Origin of the sequence: Cupriavidus basilensis, assembly GCF_000832305.1 — a bacterium.
GTDB lineage: Bacteria > Pseudomonadota > Gammaproteobacteria > Burkholderiales > Burkholderiaceae > Cupriavidus > Cupriavidus basilensis_F.
This window is the reverse complement of sequence record NZ_CP010536.1, coordinates 4,175,434-4,200,357: the sequence shown is the minus strand read 5'-3', so window position 1 is coordinate 4,200,357 and position 24,924 is coordinate 4,175,434. Positions and strand designations below refer to the sequence as shown.

The 24,924-nt window shown below is 60.8% G+C and carries 17 protein-coding genes, 6 tRNA genes and 3 rRNA genes; 21 read left to right on the top strand and 5 right to left on the bottom strand.

The window, feature by feature from the left end; all coding sequences use genetic code 11:
- Position 1: 1 nt before the first annotated feature.
- Complete coding sequence (locus tag RR42_RS19440) at positions 2-796, bottom strand: DUF1835 domain-containing protein (protein ID WP_043350404.1); 795 nt, start codon at positions 794-796, stop codon at positions 2-4.
- A gap of 421 nt (positions 797-1,217) precedes the next feature.
- Here RR42_RS19440 and RR42_RS19435 point away from each other — a divergent pair, with 421 nt between their 5' ends.
- Together RR42_RS19435 and RR42_RS19430 are read left to right on the top strand one after the other, a co-directional pair.
- Positions 1,218-1,922, top strand: coding sequence for a L,D-transpeptidase (locus RR42_RS19435; RefSeq protein ID WP_052494705.1), 705 nt, complete (start codon positions 1,218-1,220; stop codon positions 1,920-1,922).
- 66 nt (positions 1,923-1,988) lie between these two features.
- On the top strand, positions 1,989-2,459 hold the full coding sequence (locus RR42_RS19430) for a universal stress protein (protein WP_043350401.1): 471 nt from the start codon (positions 1,989-1,991) through the stop codon (positions 2,457-2,459).
- 4 nt (positions 2,460-2,463) lie between these two features.
- On the opposite strand, the gene RR42_RS19425 is transcribed toward RR42_RS19430, so the two are convergent.
- The 3 genes from RR42_RS19425 to RR42_RS19415 all read right to left on the bottom strand — a co-directional run bounded on the left by RR42_RS19425 (position 2,464) and on the right by RR42_RS19415 (position 6,735).
- Positions 2,464-2,742, bottom strand: a complete 279-nt coding sequence (locus tag RR42_RS19425) for a DUF1488 domain-containing protein (RefSeq protein ID WP_043352399.1) — start codon at positions 2,740-2,742, stop codon at positions 2,464-2,466.
- Between the two features lie 92 nt (positions 2,743-2,834).
- Positions 2,835-4,934, bottom strand: coding sequence for an FUSC family protein (locus RR42_RS19420; RefSeq protein WP_236701936.1), 2,100 nt, complete (start codon positions 4,932-4,934; stop codon positions 2,835-2,837).
- Between the two features lie 553 nt (positions 4,935-5,487).
- Positions 5,488-6,735, bottom strand: coding sequence for a nucleoside recognition domain-containing protein (locus RR42_RS19415; protein ID WP_043350400.1), 1,248 nt, complete (start codon positions 6,733-6,735; stop codon positions 5,488-5,490).
- Positions 6,736-7,042: 307 nt separating this feature from the next.
- Here RR42_RS19415 and RR42_RS19410 point away from each other — a divergent pair, with 307 nt between their 5' ends.
- Together RR42_RS19410 and RR42_RS40740 are read left to right on the top strand one after the other, a co-directional pair.
- Positions 7,043-7,759 carry a GntR family transcriptional regulator gene (locus RR42_RS19410; protein WP_043350395.1) on the top strand — a complete coding sequence of 239 codons (717 nt, stop codon included), beginning with the start codon at positions 7,043-7,045 and terminating at the stop codon, positions 7,757-7,759.
- A 222-nt stretch (positions 7,760-7,981) separates the two neighbouring features.
- Entirely contained in the window at positions 7,982-8,152 is a 171-nt protein-coding gene (locus RR42_RS40740; protein ID WP_173430694.1) for a hypothetical protein, read from the top strand.
- A gap of 9 nt (positions 8,153-8,161) precedes the next feature.
- Here the strand turns inward: RR42_RS40740 and RR42_RS19405 are convergent, their stop codons facing one another.
- On the bottom strand, positions 8,162-8,557 hold the full coding sequence (locus RR42_RS19405; RefSeq protein ID WP_043350391.1) for a DUF488 domain-containing protein: 396 nt from the start codon (positions 8,555-8,557) through the stop codon (positions 8,162-8,164).
- A gap of 619 nt (positions 8,558-9,176) precedes the next feature.
- Here RR42_RS19405 and RR42_RS19400 point away from each other — a divergent pair.
- The 17 genes from RR42_RS19400 (at position 9,177) to rpoB (ending at position 24,802) form a co-directional block, all read left to right on the top strand.
- Positions 9,177-10,708: ribosomal RNA gene (locus RR42_RS19400) — 16S ribosomal RNA — on the top strand.
- Between the two features lie 61 nt (positions 10,709-10,769).
- Positions 10,770-10,846, top strand: a tRNA-Ile gene (locus RR42_RS19395).
- 48 nt (positions 10,847-10,894) lie between these two features.
- A tRNA-Ala gene (locus tag RR42_RS19390) sits at positions 10,895-10,970 on the top strand.
- A 302-nt stretch (positions 10,971-11,272) separates the two neighbouring features.
- Positions 11,273-14,151, top strand: a 23S ribosomal RNA gene (locus tag RR42_RS19385).
- 129 nt (positions 14,152-14,280) lie between these two features.
- Positions 14,281-14,393 (top strand): 5S ribosomal RNA (rrf, locus tag RR42_RS19380).
- The 16S, 23S and 5S rRNA genes sit together here with 5 tRNA genes alongside, the layout of an rRNA operon.
- A gap of 365 nt (positions 14,394-14,758) precedes the next feature.
- A tRNA-Tyr gene (locus RR42_RS19375) sits at positions 14,759-14,844 on the top strand.
- A gap of 63 nt (positions 14,845-14,907) precedes the next feature.
- A tRNA-Gly gene (locus RR42_RS19370) sits at positions 14,908-14,981 on the top strand.
- 46 nt (positions 14,982-15,027) lie between these two features.
- Positions 15,028-15,102, top strand: a tRNA-Thr gene (locus RR42_RS19365).
- Positions 15,103-15,145: 43 nt separating this feature from the next.
- A complete protein-coding gene (tuf, locus tag RR42_RS19360) occupies positions 15,146-16,336 on the top strand; it encodes an elongation factor Tu (protein WP_006164373.1) in 1,191 nt (396 codons plus the stop codon).
- An 84-nt stretch (positions 16,337-16,420) separates the two neighbouring features.
- Positions 16,421-16,496 (top strand) — tRNA-Trp (locus RR42_RS19355).
- Positions 16,497-16,557: 61 nt separating this feature from the next.
- Positions 16,558-16,938 carry a preprotein translocase subunit SecE gene (secE, locus tag RR42_RS19350; RefSeq protein WP_006162342.1) on the top strand — a complete coding sequence of 127 codons (381 nt, stop codon included), beginning with the start codon at positions 16,558-16,560 and terminating at the stop codon, positions 16,936-16,938.
- 10 nt (positions 16,939-16,948) lie between these two features.
- Positions 16,949-17,530 (top strand): transcription termination/antitermination protein NusG, encoded by a 582-nt coding sequence (nusG, locus tag RR42_RS19345; RefSeq protein WP_006162340.1) that lies wholly within the window; start codon positions 16,949-16,951, stop codon positions 17,528-17,530.
- 199 nt (positions 17,531-17,729) lie between these two features.
- Positions 17,730-18,161 carry a 50S ribosomal protein L11 gene (gene rplK / locus RR42_RS19340; protein ID WP_006162338.1) on the top strand — a complete coding sequence of 144 codons (432 nt, stop codon included), beginning with the start codon at positions 17,730-17,732 and terminating at the stop codon, positions 18,159-18,161.
- Positions 18,162-18,857 (top strand): 50S ribosomal protein L1, encoded by a 696-nt coding sequence (gene rplA, locus RR42_RS19335; protein WP_006162337.1) that lies wholly within the window; start codon positions 18,162-18,164, stop codon positions 18,855-18,857. It abuts the gene before it with no gap.
- A 430-nt stretch (positions 18,858-19,287) separates the two neighbouring features.
- Positions 19,288-19,836 (top strand): 50S ribosomal protein L10, encoded by a 549-nt coding sequence (gene rplJ, locus RR42_RS19330; protein ID WP_017224513.1) that lies wholly within the window; start codon positions 19,288-19,290, stop codon positions 19,834-19,836.
- Between the two features lie 76 nt (positions 19,837-19,912).
- The gene (gene rplL, locus RR42_RS19325) at positions 19,913-20,284 is read left to right on the top strand and encodes a 50S ribosomal protein L7/L12 (RefSeq protein WP_043350387.1); all 372 of its coding nucleotides are present in this window, start codon (positions 19,913-19,915) and stop codon (positions 20,282-20,284) included.
- 411 nt (positions 20,285-20,695) lie between these two features.
- Positions 20,696-24,802: a DNA-directed RNA polymerase subunit beta gene (rpoB, locus tag RR42_RS19320; protein WP_043350384.1), complete on the top strand. Its 4,107-nt coding sequence runs from the start codon at positions 20,696-20,698 to the stop codon at positions 24,800-24,802.
- Positions 24,803-24,924 lie beyond the last annotated feature (122 nt).

The window sequence follows — 24,924 nt, the reverse complement described above, 5'->3', positions numbered from 1 at the left end:
TTTACTCGCCGCCGGCGGACAGGTTGCGGCGCAGCTCGCAGGTCTGCAGCGATTCGGCGTTGCCGCGCAGCACCAGCTGGCCGGCGCCGATCAGCTCGCGGCAGCGCCAGAACACAAACCAGTCGCTGGCCAGCAGGCCTTCGATGGCGCCCATCACGCCGCCCACCACTTGCGCGGCCGGCGCCCATTCCAGCGGGGCGCGCTCCAGGATCACTTCATCGACCGTGTGGTAAGCCGCGGGCACCAGCGTATTGCCCTTCCACAGGCGCACGTCGGCGTTTTCCTTGACGTTCTGCTGCCACTCATAGCCCAGCCGGCCCAGGCGCAGCACCGAGACCGGGGCGATGGTGGAGAAGCGCCGCGCCAGCCGGGCCGCGGGATACATGCCGATAGCGGCCAGGTTGCCGCGCGCGGGCGCTTCCAGCTCGCGCAGGTCCATGGCCACTTCATTGATGCGCTGGGGCGACTGGTAGAGGTGGAACACCACCCGGCGCAGCATCAACTGGTCGGAAGCGCTCTGGCCATGCCAGATGGCAACCTCCAGCTCATCCTTGCGCAGGCCATGCAGCTGGTCCAGCGCCTGATGCATTTCCGCGGCGAAGTCGATGTCGCTGTGCGGCGCCACGCGCTGCCAGAAACCAGAGCGGATGAGCCCGCTGCTATCGACATCGGCCAGCGGCCCGACGGCGAGATCGTCGCGAAGCACGACGACCGGGTCGGGCCTGGCGGCCTGAGCGAGGGCTTGCCGTAGCGTGTTGCCCGCTACGTCGCCGTTGACGACATGGATGTATTGCATGGGCGTGATTGTATATGGATGCGACCGGCGTAAGGCACGAAACGCGGCGGCTGAGCCGCAACGCTCGGTGCGCTGGCGATCCTTCGTCCGCTGGAAGCGGCGTCTGGCATACACAACGGAAATAGTCGGTGCCCTCGCGGTCTATATAGGTAGACCGTCCACCGTTTCGGGACGTTGGCGTCGGAGCGCCTGCGTGCATGGAGCTTGATTCTGCACAAGGCGCCGTACCGCGTAAACGCCAACCATGGCGTTTAGCCGCAACGCCCGTCCAAAGGAGGCAATCATGCCGTGCGCTCGCCTCGGGCGGGCCCGCGTCAAGGGTTTCCGGCGCTGGCTCGTTCGCTTCAGATGTCTGGCGCCATCGGCGTTAGCCGCGCTGGTAGCGTTCCAGTCACCACTTGCCGCCGCCAATGAGCTCAGCATGGTCCGGCAAGCATTCGCGCAGCAGGTGTCCCGCCATCTCAGTCTCCCGGCGGCCGTCGCCGTGCGGTATGCCGGCTTGCTGGCGTCCGCGCTACAGGCAGACGGGCGAGAGGCCGATGCGGGTGACTGGGCTGTGCTGGTTGATCGCAACCCGCGCGTCCAGGCCGCCATGCTGTTCGCGCGGCCCGCCGACGATGCGCCCTGGCAGTGGGTGGGCGCCGCGCCCGTCTCGACAGGCAAGCCAGGCACTTTCGATCATTTCATTACCCCGACCGGTGTATTCAGCCACAGCATGGACAACATGGATTTCCGCGCCGAGGGCACCTACAACGAAAACGGCATCCGCGGCTACGGCGTCAGCGGGATGCGCATCTATGACTTCGGCTGGGTCGATGCCCAACGTGGCTGGGGCAAGGGCGGGGAGAGCCAGATGCGCTTGCAGATGCATGCTACCGATCCGGACCGGCTTGAATCTCGGCTGGGCCACCCGGCCTCCAAGGGATGCGTGCGGATTCCCGCCACCCTGAATCGCCTCCTTGACCACTATGGGCTGCTGGATGCCGACTACCTGGCGGCTGCGCAGCGCGGCGACTCGCTCTGGGTCCTGGCGCCGGGCCGGGCGCCGGTGGCCCGGCCCGGGCGCTACCTCGTGATTGTGGACTCGGGCGCGCATGGAACGTCTGCGTCGCGCGGGGGCGAGTAGTATCGAATCCGGCGGAATGCGATGTCGCATCCGCCACTATCCGTTGTTCTTCTGGAGAAAATGGCAATGACGAATACGGCTTATAAGAAGATTGTGGTGGCAGTGGATGGCAGCGCAACCTCCGACCTGGCGCTTGCCGAGGCAATCCGGATCGCGGGCACCGGGGGCGCGCAAGTCCTCGTCTTGTATGTCGTGGACAACGGCCAGCTTATGTTCGATGTTGAGTATTACGACCCGACGCCCGTGCTGCAAGCGTTGGCTGACAGCGGCGAACGTGCACTGGCGGCCGCTGCGCAACGCCTGAGCGCGCAGGGCGTGCCCCACGAAACGCGGCTGGTCACCCAGCAGGCCGTTGGGGGCGACATTGCCAGCGCGGTAAACGATGCCGCTGCCGAGTGGGGCGCAGACCTCATCGTGATCGGCACCCACGGCCGGCGTGGCGTGCGCAGGCTGGTCCTGGGCAGCGTGGCCGAGTCCGTGATCCGGCAGGCCAGCGTGCCGGTGCTCCTGGTGCGCGGCCAGGCGGCGCAAGGCTGAGCCTTCAGCCTGCGAATCGGATGTGCCCGCTGCGCAACAGGATTTCCCGCGCCTGGGTGAGTTCAAACAGGCTCTCGGCAATGTGTTCGATACGCTGCCGATGGCTGGTAAACGCCCGCACCAGGTCCTCCTCGCGTGGGGAGCGGGCGCCGAAATGGGTCTCGAGCGCCTCGGCCGTGATCGAATACAAGGTGGGTTGCCCGTTGACAGTGGCGGGGCAGGAGAGGGTCAGGCTAGCCGCACAGTAGGTGGGAACGCTGCGGGGAAAGGAAACTTCGGGCATGGCGTGCCTCACACCGGTCACTGAGGAATGGAACCATTCTAGGAGATGGTTCCGATCCGCGATGAACGCAGAGTGCTGGGCTTTGACCGCCATCAACCCGGATATGGCACATGCGGCTCGTTGGGCTTGGGCTGGCCGCCAGCCAGCCGCTGCACGGCGGCTACGGCTGAGTGGGTGGCGCTGATCAGGGTCGAGGCGAAGCCGGCCTGTTCAACCAGAAACCGGTCCAGCGGCGCGGCGGAATCGGGCTGGAACCCGCTTGCAAGCGAAGTCACGCCTGCGCCGGGGTTGGCCGCCAGGTCGGACAGCTGTGCGGCGAGGCCTTGCAGGACCGCCTGCGTGGCCGGTTCCGGCTGGCTTTTGCCCGCTTCGGCCTCTAGCCCGGCACGCACCAAGCCAGCCAGTGCCGCCATGCGCCGCAAGCCCAGGTGCAACTGGGTGTACTCGCGGGCCAGTTCCGGAGCGAGCTCTGCCACGCCCTGTTGCAAGGTTTGATCCGCCCGGCTGGAGGTACGCCCGGCCGCCATGCGCAAGGCTTCCAGCCGTGTCTGCGTCGGCGCGGGCGAGCGGGTGGGCGAGGTCGTGAACGCGCTGGCGCCGGCGAATGCTGCGCGCAGGTACGCTGTGTTTGCCGCCAGCGCGTCGAGGCTATGGCGATAAACCCGCGATAGCTCGGCGCGCGGCGCAAGCACGTAGTAGGTGGCCAGGGCGATCAGGCAGCCCAGCGCCGTATCGATGCCCCGCAGCGCGGCAAAGTGGCTGCTGTCCGCCGCTGGGGCCCCGACCCACGAGAACAGGATCACCGCGGGCGTCAGGCACATCGCGAAGGCACCGGGACTGCCTGCGAGCCGGCACGTGTAGGCGGCCGCCAGGCAGGCCGCGCTGATTGCCAGGGCCAGCGGCGCCGATGGGTGAGCCAGGCCGATGGCACAGGCCAGCAGTGCGCCGGCCAGGGAACCCGCGAAGCGCAGGAACGAGATCCTGCGGGTGGTTTGCAACTGAGGGCTAAGCACCATGATGACGGTGACCGCCACCCAGTATCCGTGATCGACTCTCCAGAACTGCGCCGGCATCAGGCTCAGGCCGCCAGCCAGCGCCAGCCGCACCGCATGGCGGGCCACGCGGGCATCGCGAGCGGTGTGCTCCGCAACTACGGCGCGCCAGCGTTGCCATGTCCGGCGCATGGCGCGCCGCGGCCAACGGTACTCGCGGCGCCAGTCGCCGAAGGCCGGATAGCGGGCCAGTGCGCTCAGCGCAGCCTGGTACAACGGCGGCGCCCCGGCATTGGCCAGCGGCGCATGCAGGCGGCGCAGTTCGCCAGCCAGCGCCGCGCATAGCGACGGCAGGTCAGGCGCGCGATGCGCCAGACTTTCGCCGACCTGCTCCCGGACATCGGTGACGCAGCGCAGCAAGTGGCGCAGCGGCAGGTGCTCTGCACTGCCAGCCTCACCGGCTTTGGGGCCTGTGTCATCGGCCCGGCTGCGCAGTTCGGCGGCAACGATCAACAGGGCGAACATGGCATCGGCCAGGCTCACCACATAGGCATAGTGCATCAGCCCAAGCGGGTCCCGCAGGCTGCGCCGCATGTTGATCGCCTGATGCGCAGCCTCGATACGCTCGCGGATGTCGCGCTTGATGGCCGTTGCGTCGCCCACGGGCGCATCGGCCGCCAGATCGGAGGCAAAACGCAGCAACGCATCGAACACCGCCAGTATCTCGGCGCGCGGCCGCGTGTCGCGAGCGGATCGGATGAGAGCCAGGCTGACGACGCAGGCGAAGACTCCACCGAGCAGGAATTCCTGGCTGCGGGCCAGCACACGCGCGGCCAGTTCGGCCCCGCCCGCTGGTTGCAGGCAGGAGGCGATCAGCACCACGTAAAGCAGCTTGGCCGACAGCGCGGGCACGGGGCCGCGGGTCTCGGCCAGCCCGGCGGCCAGCCCGGTGAAAAGCACCACGGCGAGCGCCGTCCATGGCGTCACCGCCGCAGCGGTGCCCAGGGCACATGCGGCCGCGCCGCCAATGCCGACAGAGCCCAGTGCCGCCAGTCGTTCGGCGGCGGTGCCGCGGCGGTCGGCCAGGCAGGTCCAGATCGAAGCCGTTGCCGCCCACAGATAGCCAGCTTCCCCGGTGAGCCATCCCGTGCCGGCCAGGACCAGGAACGAGAAGGCGTAGACCAGGCCTCTTTGCAACATCGAGGCATCGGGGCGGGGCAGGCGCAGCGCGGAAATCATGTCAGCAAGGAGGGTGGGCGCTGCGAGGCGGAGATCCGCCCTGCCAGGCGCAAGGGACAGGCTGACTCTACGGGATCGAATGCTGCATCGCAACATTTCGCGCGAAATCCGGGGTTTTACACCGGAGCGGTGCGGTTTGGCCTTCTCATGGTGCAGCGCCTGGGCTTCTTTGGTGCGCTGGGCAGAATCGACTGCAGGCTTTGCTGTGAGCCGCCACAGCAAGGGCAAACCACGCGGACTGGCAAAACGCGGACAAAAAAAACCCGCGCAGTTTCGTGCGCGGGCTGGAATCCACCGAGGTGGTGGAGGAGACAGACTCCACTATATATGATTTGTTGCGTCGCACCAAGCGACATGCAGGCCAAGCGTGTCTGGCTTCACAAACATGTTGCATGCGAGCAACAAAATTGCAGCGCAATACATTGAAAACTGGTTTTTCCTCTCTTTTTGCCCTGTTTTCATCGAGCGTTTGTTGACGATTCGCCGGCTTTTATCGCGGTACGGCGTGCCCGTTTCAGCGGAAGAACAGGTAGGCGATGCCGACTGCGGCGCACAATCCCACAAGATCGGCGAACAAGGCGCAGGCAAGCGCATGCCGCGTGTTGCGGATGTTGACGCTGCCGAAGTACACGGCGAGCACATAGAAGGTGGTCTCGGTCGATCCCTGGATGATCGCGGCGAGCTTGCCCTGGAAGGAGTCGACGCCGTAGGTGCTCATGACGTCGATCATCAGCCCGCGGGCGCCAGCGCCAGACAGGATTTTCATCAACCCGACCGGCAGCGCGGGGACGAAGGCGGTATCGAGGCCCAGCCAGGCAAAAGCGGCGCTCAGGCCCCGCATCAGGACATCCATGCAGCCGGTCACCCGAAACAGCCCGATCGCCACCAGGATCGCAACCAGATAGGGAATGATCTGCACCGCGACGCCAAAGCCTTCCTTGGCGCCGTCGATGAAGGCCTCGTAGACGTTAATGCCGCGTACGGCGCCGCAAATCAGGAAGACCACAATCAACGTCAGGATGAAGCCGCTGCCAGCCAGCGCGGTGGCGGTGCTCACCTGCTCCGGGGGCGCGTGCCGCAGCCAGAGGAAGACTCCGCCGACAGCCGCCGCCAGCAGCCCGAAGGCGGCCAGCACGGCCGGCTTGAGCACGTTGAGCCGCTGCGCCCAAGCCACTGCCAGCAAGCCTGCAACGCAGGACACGCAGGTGGCGAGCAGGGTAGGAAGGAAGATATCCGCGGCATTGAACCCGACCAGGCCTTGCTTGACGGCGATCGCTTGCCGCATGGCGATCACCGAAGTCGGGATCAGCGTCAAGCCAGCCGTGTTCAGCACGATGAACATGATCTGCGCGTTGCTGGCTGTGTCAGCGCGCGGATTGAGTGACTGCAACTCCCGCATGGCATTGAGGCCGAGCGGCGTCGCCGCATTGTCGAGCCCCAGCATATTGGCCGATACATTCATCATCATCGCGCCCTGGGCCGGGTGGCCCTGCGGAACGCCGGGGAAGAAGTGGCGCAAAAGCGGATTGACCGCCCGCGCAAAGACGTCGACTACGCCGGCGCGCTCGCCAATGCGCATGATGCCCAGCCATAAGCTCATGACGCCCGCCAGGCCAAGCGAAATCTCGAACGCGGTGCGTGCGTTGTCGAACAGGCTCGCGAGCATCGCCGGAAACACCGCGGTATCGCCTGTCGCCACACGAACGCAGGCGACGACGAAGGCGAGCAGGAAGAAGGAGAGCCAGACCAGGTTAAGAGCCATCGGCGAATCGCAGGCGGGGTTTGGGAGAGGCTACGCATCATAGCCTGCCGGGCCAGTGCCCACGGCACATGGGCGGCGCGTTGTGCCAGGGCCGGCGCGCCCTGGCGTCAGCCTTGGCGCTGGCAATGTGTGTTGCGTAAAAACCGTACCGCGCCGGTATACAATGCGGACAATGCCACCGCGATCGCATTGCCCCTCAGTCTTCCGGGCCAGCGCCGCGGTCCCTTGTCCCTTTGACATTCGTCCGCGATGGCACGCACGCGCGCCACACCCGAGGACAGTGTCTCGCCGACCCAAGCCAGAATCTATGTCCGACGCCCATGGTACCGAACACGCACTTCCTGGTTCGGATTCCGCTGGCGCCAGTCTTGGCGCCCAACACTCCCCATTGTTTGCCCTGGTGACCGATACGTTGCGTGAGCGCATCCTTGGTGGGCAGTACAACCAGGGCGAGCGCCTGGTCGAGAACAAGCTATCCACTGAACTGGGCGTGTCGCGCATCCCCGTGCGGGAAGCGCTGCGCGCGCTTGCCGCCGAAGGCCTGGTGCGCATCGAGCCCCGGCGGGGCGCCTCGGTGGCGACGCTGTCGCCGAACATTGCCAAGGAAATGGTCGAAGTGCGGGCCACCCTGGAGGGGCTTAACGCCAAGCTGGCTGCCCAGCGCCGTGATCCCGCCTTGATCGCCGAGCTCGGCGAAGTGCTGCGCCAGGGCACCGAGGCCGCCGCGAGCGGACGCTCGGAGCGCTTCATCGAATTGAACACCCGCTTCCATGAGGTGCTGGGCAATATTGCGGCCAATAGCGTGCTGCAGGATATGGTGCGTACGCTCAGGGAGCGCACGGGCCTGCTGTTCGCGCCGGCCAACGTGACGCGTGCCCGGCAGAACTGGGAAGAGCATGCGCAGATTCTGCAGGCCGTCATCGCCGGCGATGCGGATCTTGCGGCGCTGTTGGCGACCCGGCACGTCTATAGCGCCGCCAAGGCAGCCGAAGATGTGGCCGAGGCCGCCGGCACAGGTTCCTGAACGCTAGTAGACAGTATTCGATATACGAAAGCGATCCCGCATCAGGACAAGTCAGCACCCGCCGCTGCCATGGCGCTGCTTTTCGTTGATTTCATCGGTATTTCTGGGCATTCCGGCAGCAATGTCATGCCCCGGAATGGGGCGTTTTCAAGCCTCGGCATGACGCAGTGCACCAAAATTCGGTATACTGTCGATCCTGATGAACCACAATAGGGATTGACCATGGACTACCCGACGCCCGCCTATTTCCGGCAGTCGGTTGGCCAGCAACTGCTGGCCCACTATGCCGAGCGCGACGCTGTGCGCCATTGCACCCCGCTCCTGCCTATCCGCTGGCCCAGCCTGCGCCCCTTGTTCCACCGCCAGTGCGTGCGCGACCAGAAGGCGGTTTGAGTGCACCGCCTAAGATAGCGCGGCCCCGCGCGCCGCCAGCAGGGCGCGCAATATAGAGCGGTGGCATCGCTCCTCGTGTTCGCAATAACAGCCAATCGAGAAATTCGTTTGCTGTGACATCGCGGCCAGTAGATCCAATGTCCTGCTGGCTTCCGGGCGCGCCATTTCCGCACGAAAGTGCCGCTCGAATGCCCGCCATGCCTTTTCATCCCCCCCGGCCTGTATGTCCAGGGCCTGCGCAACCAGTTCGGCGGAGGGTGACAGGTTCGGAAACCACACATCGTAGTAGTCCCGCTTGGCGAACTCGGCTTTCGGCACGCCCCGGGGCGGCCTGCGTACGGTGCCGATGCGGATTCCCTCGTCGGGCTGTCGGGGCGAGCCGAGCTTCACGATGCGAATGGTCATGCAAGTTCCTCCTTCTATATAGAGTGACCCGCGGGTGTAGCGGATTTCGTCGTGCGCCCCCCCGGGCCTGCGCTGCGGCCATAGTTTGCCGCAGCCAGGTGGCTGCCGGCTAGCGCCGTGGTTCGGTGGTGCCAACCGGTCTACATAAGTCTTTTGCGGCACTTTTCTGTCGACACCAGAATCATTTCAGAAAACGCTTGCCAAGGCCGAGGGGGTCCCCTATGATTCGCCCCCTCGCAACACGAAACGCCGCTGCAAAGCAGACGGGACAAGGGTTGCGGGGTTGGCGGGATGGTTGGCGGCGCAAACAGCGCAGCGAACCGAAGTAAAAAACCTGTTGACGAAACGATGATCACGCTTCATAATCTCGTTTCTCTGCTGCAGCAAACGCAGCGACGCGGTAAGCAAAGCGAACCGCGGCCAGTTCTTTAACAAACAAACAACCGATAAGTGTGGGCGCTTGATAGCGGATGCGGAAGACTTCGGTCTTTTAGCTTACAAGTTATAAAGTGCTCGCACAGTAAAACATGTTGGTTATGTCTTCGGATGTAACCAGTCAGTTTTCTGAGAGTGAGCGACCGCTCGAAAGAGCGAGGTTCTTCGGAACCACACAGGTATTAAACTGAAGAGTTTGATCCTGGCTCAGATTGAACGCTGGCGGCATGCCTTACACATGCAAGTCGAACGGCAGCACGGGAGCAATCCTGGTGGCGAGTGGCGAACGGGTGAGTAATACATCGGAACGTGCCCTGTCGTGGGGGATAACTAGTCGAAAGATTAGCTAATACCGCATACGACCTGAGGGTGAAAGCGGGGGACCGTAAGGCCTCGCGCGATAGGAGCGGCCGATGTCTGATTAGCTAGTTGGTGGGGTAAAGGCCCACCAAGGCGACGATCAGTAGCTGGTCTGAGAGGACGATCAGCCACACTGGGACTGAGACACGGCCCAGACTCCTACGGGAGGCAGCAGTGGGGAATTTTGGACAATGGGGGCAACCCTGATCCAGCAATGCCGCGTGTGTGAAGAAGGCCTTCGGGTTGTAAAGCACTTTTGTCCGGAAAGAAATCCCTTGCTCTAATACAGCGGGGGGATGACGGTACCGGAAGAATAAGCACCGGCTAACTACGTGCCAGCAGCCGCGGTAATACGTAGGGTGCGAGCGTTAATCGGAATTACTGGGCGTAAAGCGTGCGCAGGCGGTTTTGTAAGACAGGCGTGAAATCCCCGAGCTCAACTTGGGAATGGCGCTTGTGACTGCAAGGCTAGAGTATGTCAGAGGGGGGTAGAATTCCACGTGTAGCAGTGAAATGCGTAGAGATGTGGAGGAATACCGATGGCGAAGGCAGCCCCCTGGGACGTCACTGACGCTCATGCACGAAAGCGTGGGGAGCAAACAGGATTAGATACCCTGGTAGTCCACGCCCTAAACGATGTCAACTAGTTGTTGGGGATTCATTTCTTCAGTAACGTAGCTAACGCGTGAAGTTGACCGCCTGGGGAGTACGGTCGCAAGATTAAAACTCAAAGGAATTGACGGGGACCCGCACAAGCGGTGGATGATGTGGATTAATTCGATGCAACGCGAAAAACCTTACCTACCCTTGACATGCCACTAACGAAGCAGAGATGCATTAGGTGCCCGAAAGGGAAAGTGGACACAGGTGCTGCATGGCTGTCGTCAGCTCGTGTCGTGAGATGTTGGGTTAAGTCCCGCAACGAGCGCAACCCTTGTCTTTAGTTGCTACGCAAGAGCACTCTAGAGAGACTGCCGGTGACAAACCGGAGGAAGGTGGGGATGACGTCAAGTCCTCATGGCCCTTATGGGTAGGGCTTCACACGTCATACAATGGTGCGTACAGAGGGTTGCCAACCCGCGAGGGGGAGCTAATCCCAGAAAACGCATCGTAGTCCGGATCGTAGTCTGCAACTCGACTACGTGAAGCTGGAATCGCTAGTAATCGCGGATCAGCATGCCGCGGTGAATACGTTCCCGGGTCTTGTACACACCGCCCGTCACACCATGGGAGTGGGTTTTGCCAGAAGTAGTTAGCCTAACCGCAAGGGGGGCGATTACCACGGCAGGGTTCATGACTGGGGTGAAGTCGTAACAAGGTAGCCGTATCGGAAGGTGCGGCTGGATCACCTCCTTTCAAGAGCGTGCATCTTAAGTCGAGCGTTCACACTTATCGGTTTGTTTGCTGTTACAGCCAAGGGTCTGTAGCTCAGGTGGTTAGAGCACCGTCTTGATAAGGCGGGGGTCGTAGGTTCAAGTCCTACCAGACCCACCAAGTTATAGACGGTGGTTCGATGTTGAGCTTCCGGCGTCAGTAGTATTTGGGGGATTAGCTCAGCTGGGAGAGCACCTGCTTTGCAAGCAGGGGGTCGTCGGTTCGATCCCGTCATCCTCCACCAATTACCTGGTACCTTGGATTGGTCGTCAAAGGCAAGCGCTTAGGATTGAGCGTTTGCCTTTGGCCTTGGCCAAGACGTTGCGAGACGAAGTTTCGCACGGCTGTTCTTTAACAATATGGGATGTAGTAAAGGTGTCGTGAGCGTTGATGAGACGCTGTAGTAAAACACGATACCGGGTTGTGATTGTATCAACCGAAATGTATTTAAGTGATCGAAAGATGACTTGGAATACGGCACAAATGCGAGAACTCATCCTGTAGCGAGCACGGCTTGAACGCAAGTTTGAGACACACTCGTTATAGGGTCAAGCGAACAAGTGCATGTGGTGGATGCCTTGGCGATCACAGGCGATGAAGGACGCGGTAGCCTGCGAAAAGCTTCGGGGAGCTGGCAAACAAGCTTTGATCCGGAGATGTCCGAATGGGGAAACCCGGCCCTTATGGGTCATCCCTGACTGAATACATAGGTCAGGGAAGCGAACGCGGCGAACTGAAACATCTAAGTAGCTGCAGGAACAGAAATCAACCGAGATTCCCAGAGTAGTGGCGAACGAAATGGGAAGAGCCTTGTACTCTTTAGCAGCATTGTTAGCAGAACGGGATGGAAAGCCCGGCCATAGCAGGTGATAGCCCTGTATGCGAAAACAGCGTTGTGGAACTAGGTGTACGACAAGTAGGGCGGGACACGTGAAATCCTGTCTGAAGATGGGGGGACCATCCTCCAAGGCTAAATACTCGTGATCGACCGATAGTGAACCAGTACCGTGAGGGAAAGGCGAAAAGAACCCCGGGAGGGGAGTGAAATAGATCCTGAAACCGCATGCATACAAACAGTCGGAGCCTGGAAACGGGTGACGGCGTACCTTTTGTATAATGGGTCAGCGACTTACATTCAGTGGCAAGCTTAACCGATTAGGGAAGGCGTAGCGAAAGCGAGTCCGAATAGGGCGTTCAGTCGCTGGGTGTAGACCCGAAACCAGACGATCTATCCATGGCCAGGTTGAAGGTGCGGTAACACGTACTGGAGGACCGAACCCACTAACGTTGAAAAGTTAGGGGATGAGCTGTGGATAGGGGTGAAAGGCTAAACAAGTCTGGAAATAGCTGGTTCTCTCCGAAAACTATTTAGGTAGTGCCTCGTGTCTCACCTTCGGGGGTAGAGCACTGTCATGGTTGGGGGGTCTATTGCTGATTACCCCGCCATAGCAAACTCCGAATACCGAAGAGTGCAATCACGGGAGACAGACATCGGGTGCTAACGTCCGGTGTCAAGAGGGAAACAACCCAGACCGCCAGCTAAGGTCCCTAAGATTGGCTAAGTGGGAAACGAAGTGGGAAGGCTAAAACAGTCAGGAGGTTGGCTTAGAAGCAGCCATCCTTTAAAGAAAGCGTAATAGCTCACTGATCGAGTCGTCCTGCGCGGAAGATGTAACGGGGCTAAGCCAGTCACCGAAGCTGCGGATGCACGTAAGTGCATGGTAGGAGAGCGTTCTGTAAGCCTGTGAAGGTGTCTTGTAAAGGATGCTGGAGGTATCAGAAGTGCGAATGCTGACATGAGTAGCGATAAAGGGGGTGAAAAGCCCCCTCGCCGTAAGCCCAAGGTTTCCTACGCAACGTTCATCGGCGTAGGGTGAGTCGGCCCCTAAGGCGAGGCAGAGATGCGTAGCTGATGGGAAGCAGGTTAATATTCCTGCACCGTCGTATGATGCGATGGGGGGACGGATCGCGGAAGGTTGTCCGGGTGTTGGAAGTCCCGGTCCCTGCATTGGAGAAGGCGCTTAGGCAAATCCGGGCGCGGAATTCAAGGATGTGGGGCGAGCGGCCTAGTGCTGCGAAGCAATTGGAAGTGGTTCCAAGAAAAGCCTCTAAGCTTCAGTCATACGAGACCGTACCGCAAACCGACACAGGTGGGCGAGATGAGTATTCTAAGGCGCTTGAGAGAACTCGGGAGAAGGAACTCGGCAAATTGGTACCGTAACTTCGGGATAAGGTACGCCCTTGTAGCTTGACTGGCCTGCGCCAGGAGGGTGAAGGGGTTGCAATAAAATGGTGGCTGCGACTGTTTAATAAAAACACAGCACTCTGCAAACACGAAAGTGGACGTATAGGGTGTGACGCCTGCCCGGTGCCGGAAGATTAAATGATGGGGTGCAAGCTCTTGATTGAAGTCCCGGTAAACGGCGGCCGTAACTATAACGGTCCTAAGGTAGCGAAATTCCTTGTCGGGTAAGTTCCGACCTGCACGAATGGCGTAACGATGGCCACACTGTCTCCTCCCGAGACTCAGCGAAGTTGAAGTGTTTGTGATGATGCAATCTCCCCGCGGCTAGACGGAAAGACCCCATGAACCTTTACTGTAGCTTTGCATTGGACTTTGAACCGATCTGTGTAGGATAGGTGGGAGGCTTTGAAGCGTGGACGCTAGTCTGCGTGGAGCCGTCCTTGAAATACCACCCTGGTTTGTTTGAGGTTCTAACCTTGGTCCGTGAATCCGGATCGGGGACAGTGCATGGTAGGCAGTTTGACTGGGGCGGTCTCCTCCCAAAGTGTAACGGAGGAGTTCGAAGGTACGCTTGGTACGGTCGGACATCGTACCTAAAGTGCAATGGCAAAAGCGTGCTTAACTGCGAGACCGACAAGTCGAGCAGGTGCGAAAGCAGGACATAGTGATCCGGTGGTTCTGAATGGAAGGGCCATCGCTCAACGGATAAAAGGTACTCTGGGGATAACAGGCTGATACCGCCCAAGAGTTCATATCGACGGCGGTGTTTGGCACCTCGATGTCGGCTCATCTCATCCTGGGGCTGTAGCCGGTCCCAAGGGTATGGCTGTTCGCCATTTAAAGAGGTACGTGAGCTGGGTTTAAAACGTCGTGAGACAGTTTGGTCCCTATCTGCCGTGGGCGTTGGAATCTTGACGGGGGCTGCTCCTAGTACGAGAGGACCGGAGTGGACGTACCGCTGGTGTACCTGTTGTCTCGCCAGAGGCATCGCAGGGTAGCTATGTACGGAAGAGATAACCGCTGAAAGCATCTAAGCGGGAAACTCGCCTGAAGATGAGGATTCCCTGGAGCCTTGAGCTCCTTGAAGGGTCGTTCGAGACCAGGACGTTGATAGGCTGGGTGTGGAAGCGCAGTAATGCGTTAAGCTAACCAGTACTAATTGCCCGTAAGGCTTGATCCTATAACCAGTGTGTTTCTACCTGGTGTGAGTGTCGCGTGCCGCTGCGCAGCAGCTTGGCCGATACGCACAACCCCTTACTACATCCCTATTCGCTGCGTTGAGCAACCCTCAGCGCGGCCACCGTTTATGCCTGGTGACCATAGCGAGTTGGAACCACCCCTTCCCATCCCGAACAGGACCGTGAAACGACTCCACGCCGATGATAGTGCGGATACCCGTGTGAAAGTAGGTAATCGCCAGGCTCTCCCTTGAAACCCCCCAGTACGAAAGTACTGGGGGGTTTTGCTTTTGCGCGATCGAAAGTGGCTGCGAAAAGTGCGATCGAAAGTGCAGCCAGGTTCTGGCAGCCGCCAGGCTCGTCAGCGCCGGCCGGGCCAGCGTCCGACGCCAAAGCGATGCCCGAGAGGCCGCCAGAAGTCGTTCTAGAGCCTCCGGCGAGCCCCTATAGGGTGAAGGTGTTCTTTATTGAATGCCGACGATGATGGTGCGATCGGGCAGCCTAGCTGGTGCCAGGTCAACGATCCAAGGCCTGTCCTTCCCTGCTTTGCATAGTACGGAAAGTGCTTGACAGCCAAGGAAAGTTACACCATAATCAGAAGTTCACTGCGGAGAGGTGCCCGAGTGGCTAAAGGGGGCAGACTGTAAATCTGTTGGCTTACGCCTACGTTGGTTCGAATCCAACCCTCTCCACCAAGAATTGCAAAGCAGTAGTGAGTGCCCGGTAGGTGTGGGTGAAGCAGAAAGCGTGGTAACCCGGCGGGTGTAGCTCAATGGTAGAGCAGAAGCCTTCCAAGCTTACGACGAGGGTTCGATTCCCTTCACCCGCTCCAAATTGCCCGGGTTCTTGCAGTTCTAAAAAAGCAGCATTCAAGTTTCGCCCATGTGGCTCAGTGGTAGAGCACTCCCTTGGTAAGGGAGAGGTCGGCAGTTCGATCCTGCCCATGGGCACCAAATACCGCACTAGCAATATCGCTACCGACACAGGAGTCGCGAAATGGCAAAGGAAAAGTTCTCGCGGACTAAACCGCACGTGAACGTTGGTACGATCGGTCACGTTGACCATGGTAAGACCACCCTGACGGCAGCAATTGCTACGGTGCTGGCAGCCAAGTTTGGCGGTTCGGCCAAGAAGTACGACGAAATCGACGCAGCGCCGGAAGAAAAGGCACGCGGTATTACCATCAACACCGCACACGTCGAGTACGAAACGGCTAACCGCCACTACGCACACGTTGACTGCCCGGGCCACGCTGACTATGTGAAGAACATGATCACGGGCGCCGCACAGATGGACGGCGCGATCCTGGTGTGCTCGGCCGCTGACGGCCCGATGCCCCAGACCCGCGAACACATCCTGCTGGCCCGCCAGGTTGGCGTGCCTTACATCATCGTGTTCCTGAACAAGTGCGACATGGTCGACGACGCCGAGCTGCTCGAGCTGGTCGAAATGGAAGTGCGCGAGCTCTTGTCCAAGTACGAATTCCCCGGCGACGACACCCCGATCATCAAGGGTTCGGCCAAGCTGGCACTGGAAGGCGACAAGGGCGAACTGGGCGAGCAAGCCATTCTGGCCCTGGCCGAGCAGCTGGACAGCTACATCCCGACGCCGGAACGTGCCATCGACGGTACCTTCCTGATGCCGGTGGAAGACGTGTTCTCGATCTCGGGCCGTGGCACGGTTGTGACCGGTCGTATCGAGCGCGGCATCATCAAGGTTGGTGAAGAAATCGAAATCGTTGGTATCAAGCCGACGGTCAAGACCATCTGCACCGGCGTGGAAATGTTCCGCAAGCTGCTGGACCAAGGTCAAGCAGGCGACAACGTGGGTCTGCTGCTGCGCGGCACGAAGCGCGAAGACGTCGAGCGCGGCCAAGTGCTGTGCAAGCCGGGTTCGATCAAGCCGCACACGCATTTCACCGGCGAGGTCTACATCTTGTCGAAGGATGAAGGCGGCCGCCACACCCCGTTCTTCAACAACTACCGCCCGCAGTTCTACTTCCGTACGACCGACGTGACTGGCTCGATCGAGCTGCCGAAGGACAAGGAAATGGTTATGCCGGGTGACAACGTGTCGATCACGGTCAAGCTGATTGCCCCGATCGCCATGGAAGAAGGCCTGCGTTTCGCTATCCGTGAAGGCGGTCGTACCGTCGGCGCCGGCGTCGTGGCAAAGATCCTCGACTGATAAAGTCGAACAGCGAATACGGCACCAACCGGCCGTATTCGTTGCCAGAGGGGTTGGCCTAATCGCCGACCCCACAGTTGTTTTAGGGGTATAGCTCAACTGGCAGAGCGTCGGTCTCCAAAACCGAAGGTTGGGGGTTCGATTCCCTCTGCCCCTGCCAATTCAATCAGCCGCGTCGCGATAGAGAGTATCGTGACGCGGCTTAGTCTCGTTTGCGAAACATGGCCAATCCCAACGTCGAAACCGTCAACGCCGCCAGTGGTAAGTGGTTGCTTGGCGCCGCGGTGCTACTGGTGGTTGCCGGCGTCATCGGTTTCTATGCCCTGGCACAGCAACCGTCCTACGTGCGTGGCGCTGCGCTGTTCGGCGGCATCGCGCTGGGCGTGGTGGTCGCGCTGGTATCGGCGCCAGGCAAGGACTTCATCGGTTTCTCCAAGGAATCGTATCGTGAAGTCCGCAAGGTCGTTTGGCCCACCCGCAAGGAAGCCGGGCAGATGACGGGCCTGGTGTTTGTCTTTGTCGTGATCATGGCCGTGTTCCTGTGGTCTGCGGACAAGCTCATCGAGTGGGTCATCTTTTCGCTCGTGCTGGGCTGGAAATGAAGGATAGAACATGACGGATAACGCACAACAGGAAGTCCCCGCAGCTGAATCGCCTTCGTCGAAGAAGCGCTGGTATGTGGTGCACGCCTATTCCGGCATGGAAAAGAGTGTGCAGCGCGCGCTGCAGGAGCGCATTGAGCGCGCCGAAATGCAGGACAAGTTTGGCCGCATCCTGGTCCCGTCCGAAGAAGTCGTTGAAATCAAGGGTGGGCAGAAGTCTGTCACCGAGCGTCGCTTCTTCCCGGGGTATGTGCTGGTCGAGATGGAAATGACCGACGAGACCTGGCACCTGGTGAAGAACACCAGCAAGGTCACTGGCTTCGTCGGCGGTGCGCGCAATCGCCCGAGCCCGATTTCCCAGAAGGAAGTCGACAAGATCATGACCCAGATGCAGGAAGGGGTCGAGAAGCCGCGTCCCAAGACGCTCTTCGAAGTGGGCGAAATGGTTCGCGTCAAGGACGGTCCTTTCACCGACTTCAACGGTAACGTCGAGGAAGTGAACTACGAGAAATCGCGCTTGCGCGTCTCGGTCACCATCTTCGGGCGTGCCACCCCGGTCGAGCTCGAGTTCGGCCAGGTCGAGAAGGTCTAAGTGGTTTAAGCGGTTCAGGTTTTCGCGTTTTATGCTGGCCGCAAGGTCAGCGAAAAATGCAGCGGCCAGTCTCGAAAAGGGGCTGGCCACAAGAGGAGCGTGAGGCTGGCCGGGGTGGATGAACCATCCCTGCAGCGATAGCGCGCTACGACTCAACAGGATCGCATTCCGTCAGGAAGCGGTCCGGATTGGAGTAAATATGGCCAAGAAGATCATTGGCTTTATCAAGCTGCAAATTCCGGCTGGTAAGGCAAATCCCTCCCCGCCCGTGGGCCCCGCACTGGGTCAACGCGGTCTGAACATCATGGAGTTCTGCAAGGCGTTCAACGCGCAGACCCAAGGCATGGAACCCGGCCTGCCGGTGCCGGTGGTGATTACCGCCTTCGCCGACAAGAGCTTCACCTTCGTGATGAAGTCGCCCCCGGCGACCGTTCTGATCAAGAAGGCAGCTGGCCTGACCAAGGGTTCGGCCAAGCCGCACACCGACAAGGTCGGCAAGATCACGCGTGCCCAGGCTGAAGAAATCGCCAAGGCAAAGAACGCTGACCTGACCGCTGCCGATCTGGACGCTGCTGTCCGTACGATCGCCGGTTCGGCTCGCTCGATGGGCATCACCGTGGAGGGTCTGTAAATGGCTAAGGTTTCCAAGCGCACCGCCGCGAACAAGGCGAAGATCGAGCGCACCAAGTTCTACCCGATCGACGAGGCCCTGGGCCTGGTGAAGGGTTGCGCATCGGCCAAGTTCGACGAATCCATCGACGTTGCCGTGCAACTCGGCATCGATGCGAAGAAGTCGGACCAGGTGGTTCGTGGCTCCGTCGTGCTGCCTGCCGGTACCGGCAAGTCGGTTCGCGTGGCTGTGTTCGCCCAAGGCGAAAAGGCTGAAGCCGCGAAGGCAGCTGGCGCCGAAATCGTCGGTATGGAAGACCTGGCTGAACAAGTCAAGGCCGGCAACCTGAACTTCGACGTCGTGATCGCTTCGCCGGACACGATGCGTATCGTTGGTACGCTGGGCCAGATCCTGGGCCCGCGCGGCCTGATGCCGAACCCGAAGGTCGGTACGGTTACCCCCGACGTCGCCCAGGCTGTGAAGAACGCCAAGGCCGGTCAGGTGCAATACCGTGTCGACAAGGCCGGTATCATCCACGCCACCATTGGCCGCCGTTCGTTCCAGGACGCCGATCTGAAGCGCAACCTGAGCGCGCTGATCGAAGCCCTGGTGAAGTCGAAGCCGGCTACCAGCAAAGGCGTGTACCTGCGCAAGATCGCTGTTTCGTCCACCATGGGCGTTGGCGTTCGCGTGGAACAGGCTTCGCTGTCGGCCTAAGGCTGGCGGCAACCGCAGGGCGGACCCGATAACGTCGCCCGGTGTAAAGAATTGAGGATCCTGGCCCAGGCCGGGATCGTCTCCCGAGTCAGGCGGTGCGCGATGGACACCGCACGATGAAGGAGCAAGGCTTTGGGCAGTGGTGCCCGCCGGCGCGCAAGCGCGGAGCAGGCACCGCTGGTTATCAAAGACCGCTGGTGGCGGGTGCGGCCGTAGGTTGGCAGCCTCGCCTTAATCGGACGGAACGTACGCAGCGTGGCTTCGGCCTGCCGTGACGCCTCCCGGCCCACCAGCGCAGATGGCGCACCCGAGGGATTGAAGAATCCGGGCAATGACCCGGGTGATTCGGGCCAAATCGGACGCCGTTCGTTTGGACTGATGTGCGTGCCCCGGACGATCCGGGGGACAAGCATCGTTTTGGAGCTTAACCGTGCCACTTAATATTGAAGATAAGAAGGCCGTCGTTGCTGAGGTTTCGGCGCAAGTCGCTAAAGCCCAGACCATCGTCGTAGCCGAATATCGCGGCATTGCGGTTGGCGATCTGACCAAGCTGCGCGCCAAGGCCCGCGAGCAAGGCGTGTACCTGCGTGTTCTGAAGAACACGCTGGCACGCCGCGCCGTGGAAGGCACGCCGTTTGCCGGCCTCGCAGAGCAAATGACCGGTCCGCTGATCTACGGTATTTCCGAAGATGCAGTGTCGTCGGCCAAGGTTCTGAACGACTTTGCCAAGACCAACGACAAGTTGGTTCTGCGCGCAGCGTCGTACGACGGCAATGTGCTCGATGCTGCTGCCGTCAAGGCACTGGCCTCGATCCCGAGCCGCGACGAACTGATTGCTCAGCTGCTTGGCGTGATGCAGGCACCGGTGTCGGGCTTCGCCCGTCTGCTGGCTGCACTGGCCGCCAAGAAGAGCGAAGGCGCCCCCGCCGAAGGCGAAGGCGCTGCTGCCGCCGCCGAGAGCGAAGGCGCAGCTGCTTAAGGCGTAAGCCTTTCGCAGCCTGGCTCATCAAGATCGCATTACCGATACCGAATCACATTTAGCAGGAGTATTCCAAATGGCAATCAGCAAAGACGACATCCTCGAAGCCGTAGGCTCGATGTCCGTGATGGAACTGAACGACCTGGTCAAGGCGTTCGAAGAAAAGTTTGGCGTGTCCGCCGCTTCGATGGCCGTGGCTGCTGCCCCGGGCGCAGGCGCTGCTGCCGCTGAAGAGCAAACCGAGTTCAACGTTATCCTGTCGGAAATCGGCGCAAACAAGGTTGGCGTGATTAAGGCTGTTCGCGAAATCACCGGCCTGGGCCTGAAGGAAGCCAAGGATCTGGTTGACGGCGCACCGAAGGCTGTCAAGGAAGGCGTGGACAAGGCTGCTGCAGCTGATGCCAAGAAGAAGCTGGAAGAAGCCGGCGCAAAGGTCGAAGTCAAGTAAGCTGTACTCGCGTGCCTTTTGGCACGCGAATGGGGCTGGCAAAGGGAGATTCCCGGCGCCAGCCTTTTTGCGCTTCTGCAATGTGTGTTTTACTGTGCACTCCGAAGCGCGAATAAGTGGCGCAAGCGATGCTTCAGAGCTGGGCGTATGCCTAAGCTTGAGCAGAGGCCAAACATCAGTGGCACACTAAGTGGTTGCTGATGTTTGTCTTCTGAACCGACTGCAGAAGACAAGTTTGGTCGGGTGTCCCCCGGGCCGGTATGACGCATTGCGTCGTTTCTGCCGGCTCGCAGCGTGCGGACACCGTCAGCCAGAGGTTGGTAGCGGCCAACCGCCAAATCCCCTCCCAGTCGCTGAACACCTCAGGTGCTGCGCCAGGTCCAGCCAGCCCTGCGATGATTCGGAGATCCCATGGCGTACAGCTTCACCGAAAAGAAGCGCATTCGCAAAAGTTTTGCGAAGCGCGCGACGGTTCATCAGGTTCCTTTCCTGCTTGCCACCCAGATTGAATCCTACGCTCAGTTTCTGCAAGAGGGTGCGCCACCCTCACGTCGCAAAACCGAGGGTCTGCAAGCGGCTTTCAGTGCAATCTTCCCGATTGTGTCGCACAACGGGCTCGCCCGTATGGAGTTCGTCTCCTACCACCTCTCCAACCCGCCGTTCGACGTCAAGGAATGTCAACAGCGTGGCCTGACCTTCCACTCGGCTCTGCGTGCCAAGGTACGCCTGATCATCAACGATCGGGAAAATCCGGGCAAGGTCAAGGAAGTCAAGGAACAGGAAGTCTACATGGGCGAAATTCCGCTCATGACGTCGACCGGCTCCTTCGTCATCAACGGTACCGAGCGTGTGATTGTTTCGCAGCTTCACCGTTCGCCTGGCGTGTTCTTCGAACACGACAAGGGCAAGACCCACAGCTCGGGCAAGCTGCTGTTCTCGGCACGGATTATTCCTTACCGCGGCTCGTGGCTCGACTTCGAGTTCGACCCGAAGGACATCTTGTACTTCCGCGTTGACCGTCGCCGCAAGATGCCGGTGACGATCCTGCTGAAGTCGATCGGTCTGACCCCGGAACAGATCCTCGCGCACTTCTTCGTGTTCGACAATTTCACCCTGCAGTCGGAAGGCGCGCAGATGGAATTCGTGCCCGAACGCCTGCGTGGTGAAGTCGCGCGCTTCGACATCGCCGACAAGGACGGCCGTGTCGTCGTGGAGAAGGACAAGCGGATCAACGCAAAGCATATTCGCGACCTGGATTCCGCCGGTACCAAGCTGATCAGCGTGCCGGAAGACTACCTGCTCGGCCGCGTGCTGGCGAAGAACATCATCGACCCGGATACCGGTGAGGTGATTGCCAACGCTAACGACGAGCTGACCGAAACCGTGCTGGAAAACCTGCGCGAAGCCGGTGTCAAGCAGATCCAGACCCTGTACACCAACGATCTGGACCAAGGTCCGTACATGTCGCAGACGCTGCGCGTGGACGACACCGCCGACCAGACCGCTGCGCGTATCGCGATCTACCGCATGATGCGTCCCGGCGAGCCGCCGACCGAAGACGCGGTGGAAGCCCTGTTCCAGCGCCTGTTCTACAGCGAAGAGTCGTACGACCTGTCGCGTGTTGGCCGCATGAAGGTCAACAGCCGCCTGGGCCGCCCGAGCGGTGAAGGCAGCATGGTGCTGCAGGACGAGGACATCCTCGAGACCATCAAGATCCTGGTCAACCTGCGCAACGGCAAGGGTGAGGTCGATGACATCGATCACCTGGGCAATCGTCGCGTTCGCTGCGTTGGCGAACTGGCCGAAAACCAGTTCCGTGCCGGCTTGTCGCGCGTCGAGCGCGCCGTGAAGGAGCGTCTGGGCCAGGCCGAGACCGAAAACCTGATGCCGCACGACCTGATCAACTCGAAGCCGATTTCGTCGGCCATCCGCGAGTTCTTCGGTTCGTCGCAGCTGTCGCAGTTCATGGACCAGACCAACCCGCTGTCCGAGATTACGCACAAGCGTCGTGTCTCCGCACTGGGCCCGGGCGGTTTGACCCGTGAGCGCGCAGGCTTTGAAGTGCGTGACGTGCACCCGACCCACTACGGCCGCGTGTGCCCGATCGAAACACCGGAAGGCCCGAACATTGGCCTGATCAACTCGCTGGCACTGTATGCACGCCTGAACGAGTACGGCTTCCTGGAAACGCCGTACCGCAAGGTGGTCGACAGCAAGTTGACCGACCAGGTCGACTACCTGTCCGCCATTGAGGAAGGCAAGTACGTGGTGGCGCAGGCCAACGCGACGGTTGACGCCGACGGTACCCTGATCGACGAACTGGTGTCGTCGCGTGAAGGTAGCGAGCGGGAAACCCGTATGGTCACGCCGGACCGCGTCCAGTACATCGACGTGGCGCCTTCGCAGATCGTCTCGGCCGCGGCATCGCTGGTGCCGTTCCTCGAGCACGATGATGCGAACCGTGCACTGATGGGCGCCAACATGCAGCGTCAGGCCGTGCCTTGCCTGCGTCCGGACAAGCCGCTGGTGGGTACCGGCATCGAGCGTACCGTTGCGGTCGACTCGGGTACTGCCGTCCAGGCAACCCGTGGCGGCGTGGTGGACTACGTCGACGCCATGCGTATCGTGATTCGCGTGAACGATGAGGAAGCTGTCGCCGGTGAAGTCGGCGTCGACATCTACAACCTGATCAAGTACACCCGCTCGAACCAGAACACCAACATCAACCAGCGTCCGATGGTCAAGGTTGGGGATTTCGTCGCCCGTGGCGACGTGATCGCCGACGGCGCATCGACCGACCTGGGCGAGCTCGCGCTCGGCCAGAACATGCTGGTGGCGTTCATGCCGTGGAACGGCTACAACTTCGAAGACTCGATCCTGATCTCCGAACGCGTGGTTGCCGAAGACCGCTACACCTCGATCCACATCGAGGAACTGTCGGTCGTCGCGCGTGACACCAAGCTGGGGCCGGAAGAAATCACCCGCGACATTTCCAACCTCGCCGAAGCACAGCTCGCGCGTCTGGACGAGTCCGGCATCACCTACATCGGTGCCGAAGTGGAAGCCGGTGACGTGCTGGTCGGCAAGGTCACGCCCAAGGGCGAGACCCAGCTGACCCCGGAAGAAAAGCTCCTGCGCGCGATCTTCGGTGAGAAGGCTTCGGACGTGAAGGACACCTCGCTGCGCGTTCCCTCGGGGATGAGCGGTATCGTGATCGACGTCCAGGTCTTCACCCGCGAAGGCGTGACCCGCGACAAGCGTGCCCAGTCCATCATCGACGATGAACTCAAGCGCTACCGCCTGGACCTGAACGACCAGCTGCGTATCGTGGAAGGTGATGCCTTCCAGCGTCTGGAGCGCCTGCTGCTCGACAAGACCGTCAATGGCGGTCCGAAGAAGCTGTCCAAGGGCGCCAAGCTGACCCGCGAGTACCTGGCCGATCTGGACAAGTACCACTGGTTCGACATCCGCCCGGCCGACGAGGAAGTGGCTGCCCAGCTGGAAGCCGTCAAGGAAGCCATCGAGCAGAAGCGCCACGAGTTCGACCTGGCCTTTGAAGAAAAGCGCAAGAAGCTCACGCAAGGCGACGAACTGCCGCCGGGCGTGATCAAGATGGTCAAGGTGTACCTGGCCGTCAAGCGCCGTCTGCAGCCTGGCGACAAGATGGCAGGCCGTCACGGCAACAAGGGTGTTGTGTCCAAGATCGTCCCGATCGAAGACATGCCCTACATGGCCGACGGCACGCCCGCCGACATCGTGCTGAACCCGCTCGGCGTGCCGTCGCGGATGAACGTGGGCCAGATTCTGGAAACCCACCTGGGCTGGGCCGCGCGCGGCCTGGGCCAGCGTATCGGCTCCATGCTCAAGGCGCAGGCTAAGGCGCAGGAACTGCGTCCGTTGCTCGCCCAGATCTACAACGAGAGCGGCAAGCCGGAAGACCTCGACAGCCTGTCGGACGCTGAAGTGCTGGAACTGGCGACCAACCTGAAGAAGGGTGTCCCGTTCGCCACGCCGGTGTTCGACGGTGCGCATGAAGACGAGATCCGCCGCATGCTGGACCTGGCGTACCCGGAAGAGATCGCCCGCGACATGGGCCTGACCGCTTCCAAGCAACAGGTCACGCTGCACGACGGCCGCACCGGCGAAGCGTTCGAGCGTCCGGTTACGCTCGGCGTGATGCACATGCTGAAGCTGCACCACTTGGTCGACGACAAGATGCACGCGCGTTCGACCGGCCCGTACTCGCTGGTGACCCAGCAGCCGCTGGGTGGTAAGGCGCAGTTCGGTGGCCAGCGTTTCGGTGAAATGGAAGTGTGGGCGCTGGAAGCATATGGTGCCTCCTACGTGCTGCAGGAAATGCTGACGGTCAAGTCCGATGACGTGAACGGCCGGACCAAGGTCTACGAGAACATCGTCAAGGGCGAGCACTCGATCGATGCCGGCATGCCGGAATCGTTCAACGTGCTGGTGAAGGAAATCCGTTCGCTGGGTATCGACATCGACCTCGATCGCTATTGATTTGGATCGAGAGTGCGCGGCAGGCCGGCCGTGAATGGCCCGCCTGCCGCCGAATGCCCGCTACGGTTTTCCCACAGGATGAATGCCGCGGGCCCGACATGCTGTCGGGCTGGCGGCGAAAC